Origin of the sequence: Microbacterium sp. NPDC056057, from assembly GCF_042266945.1 — a bacterium.
GTDB lineage: Bacteria > Actinomycetota > Actinomycetes > Actinomycetales > Microbacteriaceae > Microbacterium > Microbacterium trichothecenolyticum_C.
Map to the genome: position 1 here is coordinate 1,088,304 of NZ_JBHJWS010000001.1, position 17,800 is coordinate 1,106,103.

General features: G+C 71.6%; 14 protein-coding genes. 10 read left to right on the top strand and 4 right to left on the bottom strand.

Translation table 11 applies throughout. From position 1 onward, the window contains the following. Positions 1-197 precede the first annotated feature (197 nt). Complete coding sequence (locus ACFC1K_RS04675) at positions 198-746, top strand: hypothetical protein (RefSeq protein WP_375870643.1); 549 nt, start codon at positions 198-200, stop codon at positions 744-746. A 49-nt stretch (positions 747-795) separates the two neighbouring features. Here ACFC1K_RS04675 and ACFC1K_RS04680 read toward each other — a convergent pair whose 3' ends face one another. Continuing rightward, positions 796-1,704: a LysR family transcriptional regulator gene (locus tag ACFC1K_RS04680; protein ID WP_375870644.1), complete on the bottom strand. Its 909-nt coding sequence runs from the start codon at positions 1,702-1,704 to the stop codon at positions 796-798. 164 nt (positions 1,705-1,868) lie between these two features. Between ACFC1K_RS04680 and ACFC1K_RS04685 the strand changes: the two genes are divergently transcribed. Further along, positions 1,869-5,621 carry a bifunctional proline dehydrogenase/L-glutamate gamma-semialdehyde dehydrogenase gene (locus ACFC1K_RS04685; RefSeq protein ID WP_375870645.1) on the top strand — a complete coding sequence of 1,251 codons (3,753 nt, stop codon included), beginning with the start codon at positions 1,869-1,871 and terminating at the stop codon, positions 5,619-5,621. 288 nt (positions 5,622-5,909) lie between these two features. Here the strand turns inward: ACFC1K_RS04685 and ACFC1K_RS04690 are convergent, their stop codons facing one another. Beyond that, positions 5,910-6,578: a DUF4386 domain-containing protein gene (locus ACFC1K_RS04690; RefSeq protein WP_375870646.1), complete on the bottom strand. Its 669-nt coding sequence runs from the start codon at positions 6,576-6,578 to the stop codon at positions 5,910-5,912. Positions 6,579-6,677: 99 nt separating this feature from the next. On the opposite strand from ACFC1K_RS04690, the gene ACFC1K_RS04695 reads away from it, so the two are divergent. From ACFC1K_RS04695 to rocD, 5 genes are all read left to right on the top strand, one after another. Continuing rightward, positions 6,678-7,112, top strand: a complete 435-nt coding sequence (locus tag ACFC1K_RS04695) for a hypothetical protein (RefSeq protein WP_375870647.1) — start codon at positions 6,678-6,680, stop codon at positions 7,110-7,112. Continuing rightward, positions 7,112-7,327, top strand: coding sequence for a helix-turn-helix transcriptional regulator (locus ACFC1K_RS04700; protein ID WP_375870648.1), 216 nt, complete (start codon positions 7,112-7,114; stop codon positions 7,325-7,327). The genes ACFC1K_RS04695 and ACFC1K_RS04700 overlap by 1 nt, the downstream gene beginning before the upstream one ends. Before the next feature lies 1 nt (position 7,328). After that, positions 7,329-8,372 carry an NAD(P)-dependent alcohol dehydrogenase gene (locus ACFC1K_RS04705; protein ID WP_375870649.1) on the top strand — a complete coding sequence of 348 codons (1,044 nt, stop codon included), beginning with the start codon at positions 7,329-7,331 and terminating at the stop codon, positions 8,370-8,372. Positions 8,373-8,634: 262 nt separating this feature from the next. After that, positions 8,635-9,519: a dimethylargininase gene (ddaH, locus tag ACFC1K_RS04710; RefSeq protein WP_375870650.1), complete on the top strand. Its 885-nt coding sequence runs from the start codon at positions 8,635-8,637 to the stop codon at positions 9,517-9,519. A gap of 23 nt (positions 9,520-9,542) precedes the next feature. Then, the gene (gene rocD / locus ACFC1K_RS04715; RefSeq protein WP_375870651.1) at positions 9,543-10,769 is read left to right on the top strand and encodes an ornithine--oxo-acid transaminase; all 1,227 of its coding nucleotides are present in this window, start codon (positions 9,543-9,545) and stop codon (positions 10,767-10,769) included. Between the two features lie 29 nt (positions 10,770-10,798). Here rocD and ACFC1K_RS04720 read toward each other — a convergent pair whose 3' ends face one another. Then, the gene (locus ACFC1K_RS04720) at positions 10,799-12,478 is read right to left on the bottom strand and encodes a molybdopterin-dependent oxidoreductase (RefSeq protein WP_375870652.1); all 1,680 of its coding nucleotides are present in this window, start codon (positions 12,476-12,478) and stop codon (positions 10,799-10,801) included. A gap of 89 nt (positions 12,479-12,567) precedes the next feature. On the opposite strand from ACFC1K_RS04720, the gene ACFC1K_RS04725 reads away from it, so the two are divergent. From ACFC1K_RS04725 to ACFC1K_RS04735, 3 genes are read left to right on the top strand one after another with little or no spacing between them, the layout of a single operon-like run. Continuing rightward, complete coding sequence (locus ACFC1K_RS04725) at positions 12,568-14,298, top strand: circularly permuted type 2 ATP-grasp protein (protein WP_375870653.1); 1,731 nt, start codon at positions 12,568-12,570, stop codon at positions 14,296-14,298. Next, on the top strand, positions 14,292-15,224 hold the full coding sequence (locus ACFC1K_RS04730) for an alpha-E domain-containing protein (protein WP_310286061.1): 933 nt from the start codon (positions 14,292-14,294) through the stop codon (positions 15,222-15,224). The genes ACFC1K_RS04725 and ACFC1K_RS04730 overlap by 7 nt, the downstream gene beginning before the upstream one ends. Further along, a complete protein-coding gene (locus ACFC1K_RS04735; protein ID WP_375870654.1) occupies positions 15,221-16,066 on the top strand; it encodes a transglutaminase N-terminal domain-containing protein in 846 nt (281 codons plus the stop codon). Before ACFC1K_RS04730 ends, ACFC1K_RS04735 begins: the two co-directional genes overlap by 4 nt. A gap of 111 nt (positions 16,067-16,177) precedes the next feature. Here the strand turns inward: ACFC1K_RS04735 and ACFC1K_RS04740 are convergent, their stop codons facing one another. Next, positions 16,178-17,785 carry an MFS transporter gene (locus tag ACFC1K_RS04740; protein ID WP_375870655.1) on the bottom strand — a complete coding sequence of 536 codons (1,608 nt, stop codon included), beginning with the start codon at positions 17,783-17,785 and terminating at the stop codon, positions 16,178-16,180. Between the last annotated feature and the right edge of the window lie 15 nt (positions 17,786-17,800).

A 17,800-nucleotide genomic window follows, 5' to 3' on the forward strand; every position in this document is an offset into this window, starting at 1 on the left:
TGGTGGCGAACTGCGTCGGCGAGAGCACTCATCCTATGCGTGAGGGGGTCCGGAACCTAAGAATCCCCGGTGCAGCGCCGGGCCTAGCGCACGCACTGCCGGTGCGCAACGGGTTTGCCGCTCGCCGGGTGCGGAGGTTGCCTGGCAGTGGTGGCGCCGGCCGAACCCCGCCGGCGTCGGAGGGAGAAGGAGGAGCCGTGGATACGACCACCCTGATCTGGATCATCGTCGGCGTCGTCATCGTGCTCGCGATCGTCGTCGTCGCCCTGCTGCTCACAGCGCGCGGGCGCCGTGAGCGTCGCCGGGAGCACCAGCACGATCGCGCCGAGAAGATGCGCGAAGACGCGCGCGAGACCGAGCTGCAGGCCCGGCAGCACGAGGCCGAGGCGGCACGTGCCCGCGCGGACGCCGCAGCCGCCGCGGCGGCCGCGGAGGACGCCAAGGCGCGGGCGGCCGAAGCATCGATGGAGGCCGAACGCCGCGCGGGACGCGTCGACGACCACCGCGCCGAAGCCGAGGACCTGCGTCAGCAGCACGCAGAGGCGATGCGCAAGGCCGACGACGTCGACCCCTACGTCGACGGCACCGGTGCCCGCAACGCCGCCGCCCCGTCGGCCGCAGCCCACATGGGCGAAACCGCCGGCGACCGGGACACGGTGCTCGAGGGCGCCGAGCGCCGCCGTGCGAACACGGACGAGCGGCCGCCGACTCCGCCGGAAGGGCACGAGCACACCGAGCGCACCTGACCGGGAGGCGGATGCTGCGACCCCGCCACGGCGCGGCCTTCGGGTCCCGCTAAGAGCCTGGGGGCGCAGCATCCGTCCGCCGCAGCGGAAACGCGTCGTGCAGGGCACGCCGAACCTCCAGGATGCCCGCGCGTGCCCGCGACGCGGTGCGCTGCGCGGTGAAGATCTCGCGCGCGGGGCGACCGGGGAGATCGAGCAGCGACACCGGGACCGCCGACCCCTCCCACAGCAGGTCGGGCAGCACGGCGACCGCCTGCCCGGCCGCGACCAGGCGCGCGTGGGCCGACAGGTCGGCCAGCTCGTACCGCACGTCGGGCTCGAAGCCCGCGGCGCGGCACTGCTGCACCGCCCACAGACGCGCGGCGGTGCCGGCGGGCTCCATCACCCACGGGCGACCGCTCAGGTCGTCGAGCGAGTGGGCGGGATCAGTGGATGCCACGGCCAGATGGATCGGGTCGGTGCCGAGCGGGTCGCGCTCGAGACCCGGCGCGTGGGCCCGCGTGTGCCCGGGGTACTGCTCGGCGATCACGAGGTCGACGCCCCGCGCCGTGAGCTCGAAGAGCCCGAGCTCGGGAGGCATCTCGACGAGCTCGACGCGAAGATCGGGCGCGCGTTCGGACAGCAGTCCGAGCGCGGCGGGCACGATGGCGAGCGCGGCGGTCTGCATGACCGCGACGCGCACCGGCGCGAGCCCCGGGTGCAGGGACTCGAGCTCGCCGCGGGCCTGTTCGTCGAGGTCGAGTGCACGCGCGGCGTGTGCCGCCAGGACGCGTCCGTGCTCGGTGAGCCGCACCCGCCGCCCTTCCGGCGCCAGCAGCGCGACGCCGGCCTCCTTCTCGAGCTGCGCGAGCTGCTGCGAGATCGTGGACGGACTGTACGAGAGCGCGTCGGCGACGGCCGCGAGCGTGCCGCGGAGCGCGAGCTCGTGGAGCAGTCTGAGACGACGCAGCTCGAACATCAGCATCCCATCGAGAAATCCGAACGATATCGATCGTAGATGATCGCTTTTCACGAATGAATGGATGCCTCACCCTTGACCTCATGCAGCAGGTGAACCCGATCGCGCACATTGAGGTGCAGGCTGGAACCACGGAGTCCGACGACGTGACAGCTGGAGTGCGAATGCAAGTACGACCCGACGAGCACGTGGCCGGTGAGGCGGTCGCCCTCGCGCAGCGGTGGATCGCCGAGAGCGCCGAGGTCGAGGTCGATCCGGCGGCGGAGCGACTGGCGGGCGTGCTCAAGGACCCGAACGGCCTGCCGTTCACGATCGGGTTCGTGGACGGCGTGATGCGTCCCGAGAGTCTGTCGGCCGCGGCATCCCATCTGCATCGCGTCGCACCTCTCGTGCCGGAGTTCCTGCCCTGGTACCTGCGCGGCGCCGTCCGTGTGGGCGGTGCGGTCGCACCGGTGCTGCCGTCGCCGGTCGTGCCCATCGCACGGCGCGTGCTGCGCGAGATGGTCGGGCATCTCGTCGTCGACGCCCGTCCCGACAAGCTCGGTCCCGCGATCGCCACTCTTCGTAAGAGCGGCGCGCGGCTCAACCTCAACCTCCTGGGCGAGGCAGTGCTCGGCGAGCAGGAGGCGCTGCGCCGGCTCGAGGGCATCCACGAGCTCATCCGCCGCCCCGATGTCGACTACGTCTCGGTCAAGGTCTCGGCGATCGCCAGCCACATCTCGATGTGGGCGTTCGACGAGGTCGTCGAGAAGGTCGTCGCCCGGCTTCGCCCGCTGTACCTCACGGCGGCCTCGCCCACGAGCTCGGTGAACGGACCGACGTTCATCAACCTCGACATGGAGGAGTATCGCGACCTCGATCTCACGATCGCGGTGTTCACGCGCCTCCTCGCCGACCCGCGCCTGCGCCACCTCGAAGCCGGCATCGTGCTCCAGGCCTACCTGCCCGACGCCCTGCCCGCGCTCGAGCGGCTCACCGCGTGGGCGCAGGAGCGCGTCGCGAACGGCGGCGCGCGCATCAAGGTGCGACTCGTGAAGGGCGCGAACCTCGCGATGGAGCGCGTCGACGCGGTCATGCACGACTGGAGTCTCGCCACGTACGGCGAGAAGGTCGACTCCGACGCGAACTACGTGCGGTGCCTCCGGTTCGCACTCCAGAAGGAGCACACCCGCGCGGTGCGGATCGGCGTCGCCGGTCACAACCTCTTCGACATCGCCTATGCCTGGCTGCTCGCGGGCGCCGCGGGAGTCCGGAACGACGTCGAGTTCGAGATGCTGCTCGGGATGGCGCAGGGCCAGGTCGAGGCGGTCACGCGCGAGGTCGGCCATGTGCTGCTGTACGTCCCGGTGGTGCGTCCCGACGAGTTCGACGTGGCGATCAGCTACCTGGTGCGACGCCTCGAGGAGAACGCCTCGAGCGACAACTTCCTGTCGGCCGCCTTCGACCTCGCTGACGACCCGGCGATGTTCGACCGCGAGCGCGACCGGTTCCTCGCCTCCCTCGTCCGCGCCGACGATCCGGCGCTCGCGACCGGCGCGAACCGGTCGCAGGACCGCGCCGCCGAGGCGATCGCGACCGACCCCGACGCGGCCCGCGCCGACTCCCCGCGCGCGCAGGCGCGCCTGCGGCGAGCCGCAGCGGCGTCCGACGAGGCAGGTCTGACCCAGGCCGTGATCGGCATCGCGCGCTCGGCCGTTCCGGGCGACACCGACCCGGTCGAGCGGTCCGTCCCCGAGCAGGTGTTCGGGGCCGAGGCGTTCGTCGAGACGGCGGTGTTCGCGCCCCGCGAGTCCGCAGCCCGCGTCGCGGGCGCACCGGGCTTCCGCAACACCGCCGACAGCGACCCGGCCCTGCCGGCGAACCGCGCCTGGGCGCGCAGCATCCTGTCCCGCATCGAGACCTCGCGCGCCGGCGACGCCACAGTCGAGGCGGCCCGCGTCACCGATGAGCCCGCGCTGCACGGCATCGTGACGCGCGTGCGCGACGCCGCGCGGGCGTGGGGCGCTCTCCCTGCCGCCGAGCGCAGCCTGGTGCTGGCTGCCGCCGCGCGCGCACTCGAAGCCCGTCGCGGCGAGCTCATCGAGGTCGCCGCCTCCGAGACCGGCAAGGTCTTCGCCGAGGCTGATGTCGAGGTCAGCGAGGCGGTCGACTTCGCGAACTACTACGCCGCCACCGCGCGCGAACTCGACCGCGTGAGCGGCGCGGTGTTCGAGCCGGCCCGGCTCACCGTCGTGACTCCGCCGTGGAACTTCCCGATCGCGATCCCCGCGGGCGGTGTGCTGGCGGCGCTCGCCGCGGGCTCCGGCGTCGTCTTCAAGCCCGCGCCGCAGGCACGGCGCTGTGCGGCGGTCGTCGCCGAGGCGCTGTGGGAGGCGGGCGTGCCGCGCGACGTGCTCGCGCTCGTCGACATCGACGAGGGCGGTCTCGGGCAGACGCTGCTGTCGCACCCGGGCGTCGACCGGGTGATCCTCACCGGCGCGTGGGAGACCGCGGCCCTGTTCCGCTCGTGGCGCCCCGACCTCCCGCTCCTCGCCGAGACCAGCGGCAAGAACGCGATGATCGTCATGCCGACAGCGGACCTCGACCTCGCGGCATCCGATCTCATCAAGAGCGCGTTCGGCCATGCCGGCCAGAAGTGCTCCGCCGCGTCGCTCGCGATCCTCGTGGGTCCTGTCGGCCACTCGCAGCGCTTCGCGCGTCAGCTGGTGGATGCTGCGACCTCCCTCCGCGTCGGCGCGCCGTCCGATCCGCTCAGCGAGGTCGGCCCGGTCGTCGAGGTGCCGCGCGGGAAGCTCCAGTGGGCGCTCACCACCCTCGACGAGGGGGAGTCGTGGCTCGTCGAGCCGAAGCGCGTGGACGCCGCTCCCGAGTACGATGGGCGGCTCTGGAGCCCCGGCATCCGCACCGGCGTGCAGCCCGGCTCACGCTTCCACCGCGAGGAGTTCTTCGGACCCGTCCTCGGCATCATGCACGCGTCGTCGCTCGCGCACGCGATCGAGCTGCAGAACGCCGTGGCCTACGGCCTGACCGCGGGGCTCTACACGCAGAATCCCGACGACCTCGCGCTGTGGCTCGACCGCGTCGAGGCGGGAAATCTCTACGTCAACCGCGGCATCACCGGTGCGATCGTGCAGCGCCAGCCGTTCGGCGGGTGGAAGCGCTCGTCGGTCGGCGCCGGCGCCAAGGCGGGCGGGCCCAACTACCTCCTTGGCCTCGGCCGGTGGCGCGCCACCTCCGGCGCCCCGACGTCCGCGACGCTGCACCTGCGTGGTCTCGACACCCGCATCGTCGCCCTCATCGAGGCGGCGCAGCCGTCGCTGGACTACGAGGCGTTCGAGTGGCTCCGTCGCGGCGCCCTGTCGGACGCCATCGCGTGGGACCGCGAGTACGGCCAGGTCAAGGACGTGTCGGGCCTCGGCGTCGAGCGCAACCTCTTCCGCTACCGTCCGATCCCGGCCGTCGCGCTGCGCGCCACGGCAGACGCCTCGTGGCAGGCCGTGCTGCGCGTCGTGATCGCGGGTCTGCGTGCCGGATCGCGACTGACGCTGAGCGCGCCCGTCGGCCTGCCCGCCGCCGTGCGCCGCGTGCTGGCGGAGGAGGATGTCGCCGTCTTCGTCGAGACCGACGAGCAGTGGCTCGAGCGCCTCGCCGCCGTCGACATCGTCGCAGCGGCCGCCGACGCCGACCCCGAGCCGCGGCCCGCGCGCGTGCGACTCATCGGCCAGCCCGACTCGGTCGCGGCGCTGCACAGCGTCGTCGCGCAGGCCATGGGCGGTGACCCCGATCTCGCGGTCTACGACAACGAGGTCACCACCGCCGGCCGGCTCGAGCTGCTGCCGTTCCTCCACGAGCAGTCCGTGACGATCACCGCGCACCGCTTCGGCAACCCCGACCCCTGGAGCGAGTCGGTCATCTGACGCGGATTCCGGATGCTGCGGGCTGCAGCATCCGTCACCGCCACGGGTTTGGGGCGCGCGGCGATCGTTCGGGGCGCGCGGGGTGCGCCCCGAACGTGCGGGACGCGCCCCGAACCCCTGTAGCTGCCGGTTCGCGGTGGCGGCGGCTCGGCGCGGCGAGATCGACCCGGGCTCCCGTGGCTCCCGGCTTGGGGCGCGCGGCGATCGTTCGGGGCGCGCGGGGTGCGCCCCGAACGTGCGGGACACGCCCCGAACCCGAGACGGCGGTGCGCGTATCGCTGGGGTGGGTCACGCGGCGGGTGCCGGCGCGACCAGCGGCTTCGGTCGGGAAGCGGGGGCGCGACGGATGCCGCGGATCAGGAGATACCCGACCATCCACAGCTCGCCGACGGTCGCCGGGATCACGATGAGGTCCGCGGCGACGCCGGCAGTGCCGGGGAGGGCGGCCGACAGCACGGCGTTCACCACGTACCCCGCCCCGCCCGCCACGAGGATCCAGCCGAGGATTCGCGGCATCCGTCCGGTCGTGATCGCGAACCACCCCATCGGAACGAGCCACAGCCCGAAGAACACCGCGCCGACCGTCCAGAACGCATCCGCGACGACGCGCAGCAGGGGCGCGGCATCCGGCGTCGTCGCCGTCGCCGGATCGAGAGAGATCGCGAGAGCCGCCGTGAGCATCGCTGCGCTTCCCAGCACCGCGAGGGCGTTGCCCATGCCGAACGCGGCGACCGCGTAGGCCGCGACGGGCCGGTCTTCGCGGTACAGCGCGAAGAAGCCGACAGCCGCAAGCGACTGGGTGATCACCACGCCGAGTTCGAGGGCGATGCCGAGCTGGGCGTAGCCGAGCGCCTCGGTCGCGAGGGGGCGCACGAGCAGGAAGCCGAGGCCCCCGAGCAGGGCGAGGGCGAGGTAAGCGCCGCCGGTCCAGCGGGCGGTGCGGATGAGCGAGGGCATGTCGATTCCTTCCGAGTGGTGTGTAAAAGATTCTTGACACGCACGGTAGGCCCGCCTATCGTCGGTGTCAAGAATCTTTTACAACCCTCTGGGGGAGTCATGGTCTACGAAGAGCGCAACATCTGGTCGAGCCTCATCGTCAGCGTGATCGGCACGATCGTCTACGTCGTGATCGTGCTGCGGCAGGCCGACGGCGGCCCGCTCACCGACGTGGACTGGGCGCCGATCATGCTGTGGGTGATCGGCGCGAGCATCGTCGGTGCGATCGTGCTGAGCATCGCGTGGGGCATCCTCGCCGGCATGTTCGACCCCGACGGTGTGGGCAAGAGCGACCAGCGCGACCGCGACATCGCGCACATGTCGACGCGCGTCGGCCAGGCGTTCCTCATCATCGCCGGCCTCGGCGTCCTCGTCCTATGCGCGTTCGAGGCCGACTGGTTCTGGATCGCCAACACCATGTACTTCGGCTTCGCGCTGTCGTCGATCGTCGGCGGCATCGCGAGCGTCATCGCCTACCGCCGGGGGCTCGTCTGATGGTGAAGCCCACGAAGGTCACCAACTCGATCCGCGCCGTCCGCGAATCGGCCGGCATGACCCAAGCCGATCTCGCCCGTCGCGTGGGCGTCACGCGGCAGACCCTCATCGCCATCGAGCAGGGGCGGTACTCGCCGACGCTCGAGCTCGCGTTCCAACTGTCCCGCGCCTTCGGCGTCGGGCTCGACGATCTCTTCGACTACCCGGAGGAATGACATGTCCGAGACACGTCACGGATCCGCGTCCCTGCGCACGGACTCGATGCCCGCGTGGACGCAGCACCGATACGGCGATGCCGACACGGTCGCGCTCGAGAACATCGACGTGCCGGCGCCACGCCGCGGCGAGGTGCTGCTGCGCCTGCGCGCGACGGGCCTCAACAACGGCGACATCCGCGTCATGCGCGGCGAGCCTCTCCTCGTGCGCCTCGCGTTCGGCCTGCGCCGCCCGCGCCAGGCGGTGAGGGGGATGGATGCTGCCGCCACCGTCGTCGGGATCGGCGACGGCGTGACGGAGCTCGCGGTCGGGGACGAGGTCGTCGGCGAGCTTCCCGCCGGCGGCGGGCTCGCGATGTACGCGGTGTGCCCGGCGTCGCGCCTCGTCGCCCGACCTGCCCAGCTCGACGCTGCGGTCGCCGCGAGCCTGCCGGTCGCCGGCGGCACGGCGTGGCAGGCGCTGGCACTCGGCCGCGTCGTCGCTCCGCCGGCGGGCGCGCCGCCGCAGCGGGTGCTCGTCATCGGAGCGTCAGGAGGCGTGGGCACGTTCGCCGTGCAGCTCGCGGCGGGGCGCGGCGCCGAGGTCTGGGCGCTGTGCGGGGACCGCAACCGCGCGCTCGTCGAAGGGCTCGGCGCGGCGCGCACCTTCGACTACCGCACGGTGCAGCCGGGATCGGCGGAGCTCGGGGAGGGCCGCTTCGATGCCGTCCTCGACATCGCCGGCACCGCGCCGCTGCGGGCTCTGCGGCGACTGGTGCGCGAAGGCGGTCACGTCGTGCTCGTGTCGGGCGAGGGCGGACGCGTGTTCGGCCCGATCGGGCGCCTCGCCGCGGCAGCCGTCCTGTCGATCGGGTCGAAGCGGGCGCTCCGTCCGCTCGCCGCCGTCGCGAAGCCGGACGTGCTCGCAGAGCTGCTCGAGCTCGCCGCGGCCGGGAGTCTCCGCCCCGTCATCGAAACGCGGTTCCCGTTCGCGGAGGCCGGAACGGCGCTCGCGTGCGTGGCCGACGGCCACGTGGTCGGCAAAGTCGTCGTCGCCGCCGATTGAGGCTCTCGAATCCCTCGCCTCGCCGAGGCAAGGGAATCGCGCCGAGACCGGGGACATCGTCACCGGTGTCGGCGGACATCCTCTGTCTCGGCGGGCAAGGTGGTGGTCCTCGCGGAGTGTGACCGGGGTGCAGCATCCCGCGACCGCATTTCCAGGCCGTGTGCAGCGTCCGTGAGACAATGGACGAGGCGTGCCCGGTTGACGGCTTCCTCAGCTCCGCCGGGCCTCTGGACAGCGTCCGCCGCGCCTCTACAGGAGCAAGATGTCCACGCAGAACACCGCGTCCGCCACCGCCCCGGTCACCGGGTCCGCCTCCGGCCGGATCCAGCAGATCCGGCGCTACCTCATGTGCCGCCCCGAGCACTTCACGGTCAGCTACACCATCAACCCGTGGATGGAGCCGGCCAACCCCACCGACACCGCCCTCGCGGTGCGCCAGTGGCAGGCCCTCTACGACACGTACCTCGCACTCGGCCACGAGGTGCACCTCATCGACCCCATCGAGGGTCTTCCCGACATGGTCTACACGGCGAACGGCGGGTTCGTCATCGACAACGTCGCGTACGGCGCGAAGTTCCGCTTCCAGGAGCGCGTCCCCGAGGGTCCCGCGTTCATGGACTGGTTCCGTGACAACGGCTTCGAGGTCGCGGAGCCCGTCGAGGTCAACGAGGGCGAAGGCGACTTCCTGCTCGTCGGCGACACGATCCTCGCCGGGACCGGCTTCCGCTCGACGGGCGACAGCCACCGTGAACTCGGCGACGTGTTCGGCAAGGAGGTCGTGAGCCTCACTCTCGTCGACCCGCGGTTCTACCACCTCGACACCGCCATCTCGGTGCTCGACCCCGTAGAGGGTCCCGGCGGCGTCGAGAAGGCCAACATCGCGTACCTCGAGCACGCGTTCGACGAGCGCAGCCAGGCGATCCTCGCCGAGCGCTATCCCGACGCGATCCGTGTCGCCGACGCCGACGGTGCCGTGTTCGGTCTCAACTCGGCCAGCGACGGTCTCAACGTGATCATCTCGCCCCGCGCGACAGGTTTCGAGGCGCAGCTGCGCGAACGCGGCTACAACCCGGTGCTCGTCGACCTTTCCGAGCTGCTGCTCGGTGGCGGCGGCATCAAGTGCTGCACGCTCGAGCTGCGACGCTGACCCGCGCGAAAGAGGAGCCCCTGATGACCGCCGCCTCCACCTCATTCGATGCCGCGATGAGCCAGATCATCGCTGCCGAAGAGGAGCACGTCGCCCACAACTACCACCCGCTGCCGGTCGTGATCTCGCGCGGCGAGGGAGCGTGGGTGACGGATGTCGAGGGCAAGCGCTACCTCGACCTGCTCTCGGCCTACTCGGCCCTCAACTTCGGGCACGGGCACCCCGCGATCCTCGCCGCCGCGCAGGAGCAGCTGAACCGACTGACGCTCACGAGCCGCGCGTACCACAACGACCGTCTCGGCCCCTTCGCCGCTGCTCTCGCCGAGCTCTGCGGCAAAGACCTCGTGCTGCCGATGAACACCGGCGCCGAGGCCGTCGAGACCGGCATCAAGGTCGCCCGCGCGTGGGGTTACCGTGTGAAGGGCGTCGCTCCCGACGCTGCGAAGATCGTCGTCGCGCACGGCAACTTCCACGGGCGCACCACGACGATCGTCGGCTTCAGCGACGACCCGCAGGCGCGCGCCGACTTCGGGCCGTTCACGCCCGGCTTCATCTCGGTGCCGTTCGGCGACGCCGCGGTCATCGACGCCGCGATCACCGCCGACACGGTCGCCGTGCTCATCGAGCCGATCCAGGGCGAGGCGGGTGTCATCCTCCCGCCCGACGGCTACCTCAAGAAGGTGCGGGAGATCTGCACCCGCCGCGGTGTGCTGTTCATCGCCGACGAGATCCAGTCCGGCCTCGGCCGTGTGGGCGAGACGTTCGCGTGCGACCGTGAGGGCGTCGTCCCCGACATCTACCTCCTCGGCAAGGCGCTGGGCGGGGGCATCCTCCCGCTGTCGGCGGTCGTCGCCGACCGCGACGTGCTCGGGGTGATCCACCCGGGCGAGCACGGCTCGACGTTCGGCGGCAACCCGCTCGCCGCGGCGGTGGGCCTGCGGGTGGTCGAGATGCTGCAGACCGGCGAGTTCCAGGGCCGCGCGAAGCTCCTCGGCGAGCACCTCGAGGCGAAGCTCCAGGAGCTCGTCGGACACGGCGTCACCGCGGTGCGCGTCGCAGGCCTCTGGGCCGGCGTCGACATCGACCCCGAGGTCGGCACCGGGCGCGAGATCGCCGAGCGCCTCATCGGGCGCGGCGTGCTCGCGAAGGACACCCACGGTCAGACCATCCGCATCGCGCCGCCGCTCGTCGTGCGCGGGACCGAGCTGGACTGGGCGGTCGAGCAGCTGCGCTTCGTGCTCGCGGGCTGAGGGGCGGGAGGTCCGGCTCCGCGGGACGCTCAGGCCACGTCGATGTTGAGCTGCTGCCACCCTGTCGCGCCGTCGGGCGCCGGCCACGCGTCGGTCTCGGTCTGAAGCTCGCCCGCGGTGCTCGTCGCGCGGCAGCGGATCTCGTGAGCGCCGCGCTCGGCGGCCCACGGGATCGACCACTGCACCCACGTGTCGTCCGAGATCGCCGAGGCGAGCGCCGCCTCGCGCCACGGGCCGCCGTCGACCTGCACCTCGACCTTCGCGATGCCGACGTGCTGCTGCCAGGCGACGCCCGCGATCGTCGTCTCGCCCGCGCTCAGACCCTGGCCGCGGCGCGGCAGGTCGATGCGCGACTGCAGCTTGATCGGTCCTTTCGCCGACCACCCGCGTGTCGTCCAGTACGCGGTGGCCTTGTCGAACCGCGTCACCTCGAGCTCTGTCACCCACTTGGTCGCCGAGACGTAGCCGTAGAGCCCCGGGACGACCATGCGCACCGGGAAGCCGTGCTCCGCCGGGAGCGGCTCGCCGTTCATGCCGACGGCGAGGATCGCGGCGCGCGTCTCCTCCTGCAGCACCTCCAGCGGGGTGCTCGCGGTGAAGCCGTCGATCGACCGCGACAGCACCATGTCGGCCTCGGCGGTCGGCCGCGCCCTCTCGAGCAGCAGTCGGATCGGGTATCCGAGCCACTTGGCGTTGCCGATGAGGTCTCCGCCGACGGGGTTGGAGACGCATGCGAGGGTCGTCCAGCTCTCCTCGAGCGGGAGGGCGAGCAGCTCGTCCCACCCGATCTCGACCTCCTTCTCCACGAGCCCGTGGATGCGCAGGCTCCAATCGCTCGGATCCACCTGCGGCACGACGAGTGCGGTGTCGATGCGATAGAAGCTCGCGTTCGGTGTCACGACCGGCGTCATGCCGGTGAGATCCAGCTGCGCGCCGGCGGGCACTGCGGGCGCCGTGACCGCGGGCGCGGGAAGGCGCAGCGCCTGACGCACGGCGGTGACGGTGCGCGCGCCCGCCTGCAGCGCGGTCCCCGCGATGGCCGCGAGGACGCCTGCGGCCGCCGCGGCACCCGTCCAGGCCAGGAACCGGCGGCGGGTCGTGCTGACCGGCATGCGCGGACCCCTGGCCGGTTCCGCGCGGGGCGTCGGCGCATCCGGCGCCATGGGCCCCGGTCCGTCCGCCACGGCGGGCTCGGCGTCGTGTGACGCGCGGGCGTCCTGGCGGATGGGTGAGGAGACAGTCCTCGCCCTCGCGAGCTGGGTCAGCGCGGCGAGCGCGGCGGCCGCGATGAAGCCCGCCGCCAGGGAGGGCAGCCAGGCCAGCGCCACCGGTTCGGGCCGCAGCATCGCCAGCAGTGCGGCACCCGCGCCGAGCGCGGCGAATACGACGACGCCGTACCACGGCCGCCGCAGCTCCAGCACGCCCACGAGTGCCGCCAGGACGAGCAGTACCACGGCGATGCCGATCAGCAGCGCGAGCTTGTCGGCCGTGCCGAACAGCGTGATCGCGGCATCCTTCGCCCACGGCGGCGCGAGGTCGATGAGCGTCCCGCCGATGACGGCGAACGGGCTCGCCGACGGTGCGACGATCGCCGCGATCAGTTCGCCCATGCCGGCACCGAGCACGACTGACGCCACGCCCGCTCCGGCACCGGAGAGCGCCGAGGCCTTCGCGGCGACGCGCGTCGCGGCACCCGCCTGACGAGTCATAGCGGGAGCATACGTCCGATCCGCCCTGTGCGGACCAGGAGAACGGCTCGGAAACACGAGCGCAACGAAGGCCGCATTAGGCTCTTCGCATGGGTGATCTGTTCGACGGCTACGGCTCCACGCTCGCGCCGCGCAAGACGCCCTCGGGGGTACCCGCGTACGACGAGATGTTCGGGAGCCCGGCCCACCCGGGTGCGCCGGCCGAGTCGCGCGAGGCCTATCGAGAGCTCTACCAGGCGCTCGCGCAGATGACCCAGGAGGAGCTGCGCGGCCGCACCGATTCCCTCGCGAGCTCGTACCTCGCGCAGGGCGTGACATTCGACTTCGCGGGCGAGGAACGGCCGTTCCCGCTCGACGCCGTGCCGCGCGTGATCACGTACGACGAGTGGTCGCGCATCGAGGCCGGCGTCAAGCAGCGCGTGCGCGCGCTCGAGGCGTTCCTCGACGACGCGTACGGGCACCAGTTCTGCGTGCGCGACGAGGTGCTGCCCGCCGGACTCATCGCGAGTTCGCAGTACTTCTACCGTCAGGCCGCCGGCATCCACTCCGCCAACGGCGTGCGCATCCAGGTGTCGGGCATCGACCTGATCCGCGACGAGCACGGCGAGATGCGCGTGCTCGAAGACAACGTGCGCGTGCCCTCGGGCGTCAGCTACGTCATCTCGAACCGCCGGGTCATGGCGCAGACGCTGCCCGAGCTGTTCGTGTCGATGCGGGTGCGCCCCGTCGGCGACTACCCCAACAAGCTGCTCGCGGCGCTGCGCGCCTCCGCCCCCGCGGGCATCGAGGACCCGAACGTCGTCGTGCTCACCCCGGGTGTCTACAACTCCGCCTACTTCGAGCACACGCTGCTGGCCCGCCTCATGGGCGTCGAGCTCGTCGAGGGCCGTGACCTGCTGTGCATCGGCGGCAAGGTGTTCATGCGCACGACCCGCGGGCCCAAGCGTGTCGACGTCATCTACCGCCGGGTCGACGACGACTACCTCGACCCGCTGCAGTTCCGCGCCGACTCGATGCTCGGGGCCCCGGGGCTCATGCTCGCCGCGCGCCTCGGCAACGTGACGATCGCCAATGCAGTGGGCAACGGCGTCGCCGACGACAAGCTGCTGTACACGTACGTGCCCGACCTCATCCGCTACTACCTGGCGGAGGAGCCCATCCTCAAGAACGTCGACACGTGGCGCCTCGAAGACCCGAATGCGCTCGAGGAGGTGCTCGACCGCCTCGACGAGCTCGTCGTGAAGCCGGTCGACGGCTCCGGCGGCAAGGGCCTGGTCGTCGGACCGGATGCCTCGCCCGCCGAGCTCGAGAAGCTCCGCAAGAACCTGCTCGCCGATCCGCGGGGCTGGATCGCGCAGCCCGTGGTCATGCTGTCGACGATCCCCACGCTCGTGGAAGACGGGATGCGTCCGCGTCACGCCGACCTCCGCCCCTTCGCGGTCAACGACGGCGAGGACGTCTGGGTGCTCCCGGGCGGCCTGACACGCGTGGCGCTGCCCGAGGGACAGCTCGTGGTGAACTCGTCGCAGGGCGGCGGCTCCAAGGACACCTGGATCGTCGGCGGCTCCGCCCCGGGTCAGGTCGAGTACGGCCTGGGCCGAGGCGTGCCGGAGCTCGTCGCCGACCAGGCCGCGACCGTGACCGAGGCGATCCCGATCATCTACGACCCCCAGACCGAGCCGACGCACTCGCCGCAGGACCGCCCGCGCTCGCGGGTCGAGCAGCAGGAGCAGCAGCAGCAGGCCCGTGCGGTCGCCGAGCCTGTCGAAGCGGCCCTTCGACAAGCTCAGGGACCGACGGGGGGAGGCGCGTCATGCTGAGCCGCATCGCCGAAAGTCTGTTCTGGATCGGGCGCTACATCGAGCGCAGCGACGGCACCGCCCGCATCCTCGACGTGCACCTGCAGCTCCTCCTCGAGGACCCGTGGATCGACGAGGACACCGCGTGCCGGTCGCTCCTCAGCGTCATGGGCTCGCTGCCACCCGAGGGCGTCGACCAGGTGCGCCGCGAGGACGTGCTCTCGCGCCTCGCCGTCGACCGGATGAACCCGTCGAGCATCGCGTACGCGCTCACCGCCGCGCGCGAGAATGCCCGCCGCGCCCGCGAGATCGTGTCGACGGAGCTGTGGGAGACCCTCAACACGACGAACGCGCGCATGCCCCGGCGCCTGCAGAACGACCGCGTCCACGAGTTCTTCCAGTGGGTGCGCGAGCGGGCGGCGCTCGCCGTCGGCATCGTGGACTCGTCGACGAGCCGTGACGAGGCGTGGCAGTTCTTCACCCTCGGGCGCAGCATCGAGCGCACCGACATGACCGCGCGCCTGCTGGCCACGCGCTCGCTGACCGAGGCATCCGGTCCGTCGTGGACGACCATCCTGCGCTCGTGCGGCGCCTACGAGGCGTACCTGCGCACGTACCGGGGCATGCCCAGCGCGCGCAACGCCGCTGAATTCCTGTTGCTGGACCGCCTCTTCCCGCGCTCGATCATCTACTCGATCCAGCGCGCCGAGGAGTGCATGAGCGCCATCGATCCCCGCGCCGATCGCGTGGGCCACTCCAACACCGTGCTGCGGGCGCTCGGCCAGATCCGCAACGACCTCGAGTACCGGCCGATCTCCGAGATCCTCGGCGAGCTGCCGACGCACATGGACCGCGTGCAGACGGTCACGCGCGAGGCATCCGAAGCCATCCGCGGCCGGTTCTTCCCGACGCAGGCCGAGCCCAGCTGGATCGGAGAGATCTCATGAAGCGCCTCCGGATCGAGCACCAGACCGGCTTCAGCTATCAGGGCGACGTGACCGCGTCGTACAACGAGGCGCGCATGCTGCCGGGTTCCACCGACAGCCAGTTCGTGCTCAACTCGTCGCTCGACATCGAGCCCTCGACCTCGGTGAACCAGTACGTCGACTACTTCGGCACACGGGTCGCGGCGTTCGACGTGCTGTCGCCCCACTCGTCGCTCACGATCACCGCGCGTTCGCTGGTCGAGGTGCGTCCGCGGCCGCTCGAGCACATCGACGTGACGTGGGAGGGGCTCGCCCGCGAGGCAGCCCGCTCGCTCGAGACCGTCGAGCAGATGACGCAGACCCGGCGCACCCGGCCGCACGAGGAGGTCGCCGAGCTCGCACGGTCGATCGCCGCGCAGCACGACCACCCCGGCCGCGCCGCGCACGCGATCGCCGTCGCCATCGGCGACGCCGTCGAGTACATGCACGGCATCACCGGCGTGCACTCGACCGCGGCCGAGGCGTGGGAGGCGCGCAAGGGCGTCTGCCAGGACATGGCCCACATCGCACTCGGCGCGCTGCGCGAGGTCGGCATCCCTGCGCGCTACGTGTCGGGCTACCTGCACCCGCGGCCGTCGGCCGAGGTCGGCGTCGCGGTCACGGGCGAGTCTCACGCGTGGATCGAGTGGTTCGCGGGGGAGTGGCAGGGCTTCGACCCCACGAACAACATCGAGATCGGCGACCGCCACGTGCTCGTCGGCCGCGGCCGCGACTACGGCGACGTGCCGCCGCTGCGCGGCGTGTACGCCGGCCCGTTCAAGAGCAACCTGCACGTCAAGGTGACGATCACGCGGGAGGCGTAGCCCACGGCGTCACCCCCGCAAGGATCGGAGATCTGGGGCGAATCGGATGCCTCGTGCCGAGGCATCCGATTTCCGCTGGTTCTCCGAGATTCGGGCGACGGATGCTGCAGCTCAGGCCGGTTCGGCGGCTTCGACCTCGACGCGCTCCTCGTCGCGCGGCCTGCCGCCCCCGAGCGAGAGCGTGGCCAGCAGGCCCACCGCGAGGAAGCCCGCGGCGGCGAAGCTGGCGTACTTCGTGCCTTCCGAGAACGCCGCCTTCGCGTCGTCGGCGAGCTGCTCGGTCTGAGGCGATCCGGCGAGGCCTGCGATCGCGCCGCCGGCGCTGTCGACCACGGCGGAGACGACCTGGTCGCGCTGTTCGGCGGGGATCCCGCGGTCGTCGAGCTTCGCCGTGAGCACCGCGGAGGTCGTGGAGAAGAGGATCGTGCCGAGGATGGCGATGCCGAGCGCCGCACCGAGCTGGCGCGCCGTCGACTGGGTTCCCGATGCCTGACCGCCCTCGGCGGTCGGCACGTCGGCGAGCACCACGCCGGTGAGCTGCGCAGTCGCGAGCCCGACGCCGAATCCGTACACGAAGAGTGCGGGGATCAGCGGCACCCAGGAGGCGTCCGGGGCGATGACGATGCCGACCGCTGCGATGCCGATGATCTCGGCCACGATGCCGACGCGCACGATCCACACCGGTGCCACGCGTCCGCTCAGAGCCCCCGCCAGTCCGCTCGCGGCGAAGGAGCCGATCGCGAGGGCGAGGAGGATCAGGCCCGTCTGGACGGCTTCGAACCCGAGCACGAACTGCAGCCAGAGCGGGAGGGCGAGGATCAGGCCGAATTCGCCGAGCGAGACCACCATCGCGGCGATGTTGCCGTTGCGGAAAGACGGGATGCGGAAGAGCCCGAACGCGATCACTGTCGGCTTGCCGGCCCGGCGGCGATGGAACCCCCACCAGATGAACGACACGACGCCCAGGGCCGCGATGGCGAAGGCCACGGCGACGGGTGAGACGTCCCACGGCCAGGTCCATCCGCCGATCGTCACATCCTTCTCGGCAATGAGCCAGCCGTACGTTCGTCCTTCGATCAGCCCGAAGACGAGGGCTCCGACGGTGATCACCGACAACAGCGCGCCGAAGAGGTCGATCGACACGGCATCGCCGCGCGATTCGTCCACGGTGAGCAGCACCCCGACCACGATGGCGATCCCGAGCGGCACGTTGATGAGGAACGCCCAGTGCCAGGAGAACTCGGTCGTCAGCCAGCCGCCGAGCAGCGGGCCGACCGCGGCCATACCGCCGATCGTCGAGCCCCAGACTGCGAAGGCGACGGCGCGCTCGCGCCCCCGGAACGTCGCGTTGAGCAGCGACAGCGTCGTGGGGAGCATCATGGCGCCGCCGATGCCCTGGATGAAGCGCGCGCCGATGAGGAGTCCGCCCGTCGTCGCGAGCGCGGCCCCGACGGAGGCGAGAGTGAAGATGACCACGCCGATGAGCAGCATCCGTCGTCGTCCCCATCGGTCGGCGAGGGCGCCGAAGACGAGCAGCAGCGACGCGAAGACGAGGGTGTACGCCTCCTGCACCCACTGCACCTCGCTGGACGTGATGCCCAGGTCGTCGACGATCGCCGGGATCGCGACGTTGACGATGGTGGAGTCGACGATGATGAGCGCCACGGCGACGCTGATGAACACCAGCCCCGCCCAGCGGCGTCGCGAACTCGAGATCATATCGCTAGCTTATCT

What these genes read in the sequence shown, in the direction of transcription:
- ACFC1K_RS04680 (WP_375870644.1), bottom strand. Translation starts at nt 1,704, where the DNA reads ATGTTCGAGCTGCGTCGTCTCAGACTGCTCCACGAGCTCGCGCTCCGC.
- ACFC1K_RS04735 (WP_375870654.1), top strand. Translation starts at nt 15,221, where the DNA reads ATGAAGCGCCTCCGGATCGAGCACCAGACCGGCTTCAGCTATCAGGGC.
- ACFC1K_RS04690 (WP_375870646.1), bottom strand. Translation starts at nt 6,578, where the DNA reads ATGCCCTCGCTCATCCGCACCGCCCGCTGGACCGGCGGCGCTTACCTC.
- ACFC1K_RS04685 (WP_375870645.1), top strand. Translation starts at nt 1,869, where the DNA reads ATGCAAGTACGACCCGACGAGCACGTGGCCGGTGAGGCGGTCGCCCTC.
- ACFC1K_RS04695 (WP_375870647.1), top strand. Translation starts at nt 6,678, where the DNA reads ATGGTCTACGAAGAGCGCAACATCTGGTCGAGCCTCATCGTCAGCGTG.
- rocD (WP_375870651.1), top strand. Translation starts at nt 9,543, where the DNA reads ATGACCGCCGCCTCCACCTCATTCGATGCCGCGATGAGCCAGATCATC.
- ACFC1K_RS04705 (WP_375870649.1), top strand. Translation starts at nt 7,329, where the DNA reads ATGTCCGAGACACGTCACGGATCCGCGTCCCTGCGCACGGACTCGATG.
- ACFC1K_RS04725 (WP_375870653.1), top strand. Translation starts at nt 12,568, where the DNA reads ATGGGTGATCTGTTCGACGGCTACGGCTCCACGCTCGCGCCGCGCAAG.
- ACFC1K_RS04720 (WP_375870652.1), bottom strand. Translation starts at nt 12,478, where the DNA reads ATGACTCGTCAGGCGGGTGCCGCGACGCGCGTCGCCGCGAAGGCCTCG.
- ddaH (WP_375870650.1), top strand. Translation starts at nt 8,635, where the DNA reads ATGTCCACGCAGAACACCGCGTCCGCCACCGCCCCGGTCACCGGGTCC.
- ACFC1K_RS04740 (WP_375870655.1), bottom strand. Translation starts at nt 17,785, where the DNA reads ATGATCTCGAGTTCGCGACGCCGCTGGGCGGGGCTGGTGTTCATCAGC.
- ACFC1K_RS04730 (WP_310286061.1), top strand. Translation starts at nt 14,292, where the DNA reads ATGCTGAGCCGCATCGCCGAAAGTCTGTTCTGGATCGGGCGCTACATC.
- ACFC1K_RS04700 (WP_375870648.1), top strand. Translation starts at nt 7,112, where the DNA reads ATGGTGAAGCCCACGAAGGTCACCAACTCGATCCGCGCCGTCCGCGAA.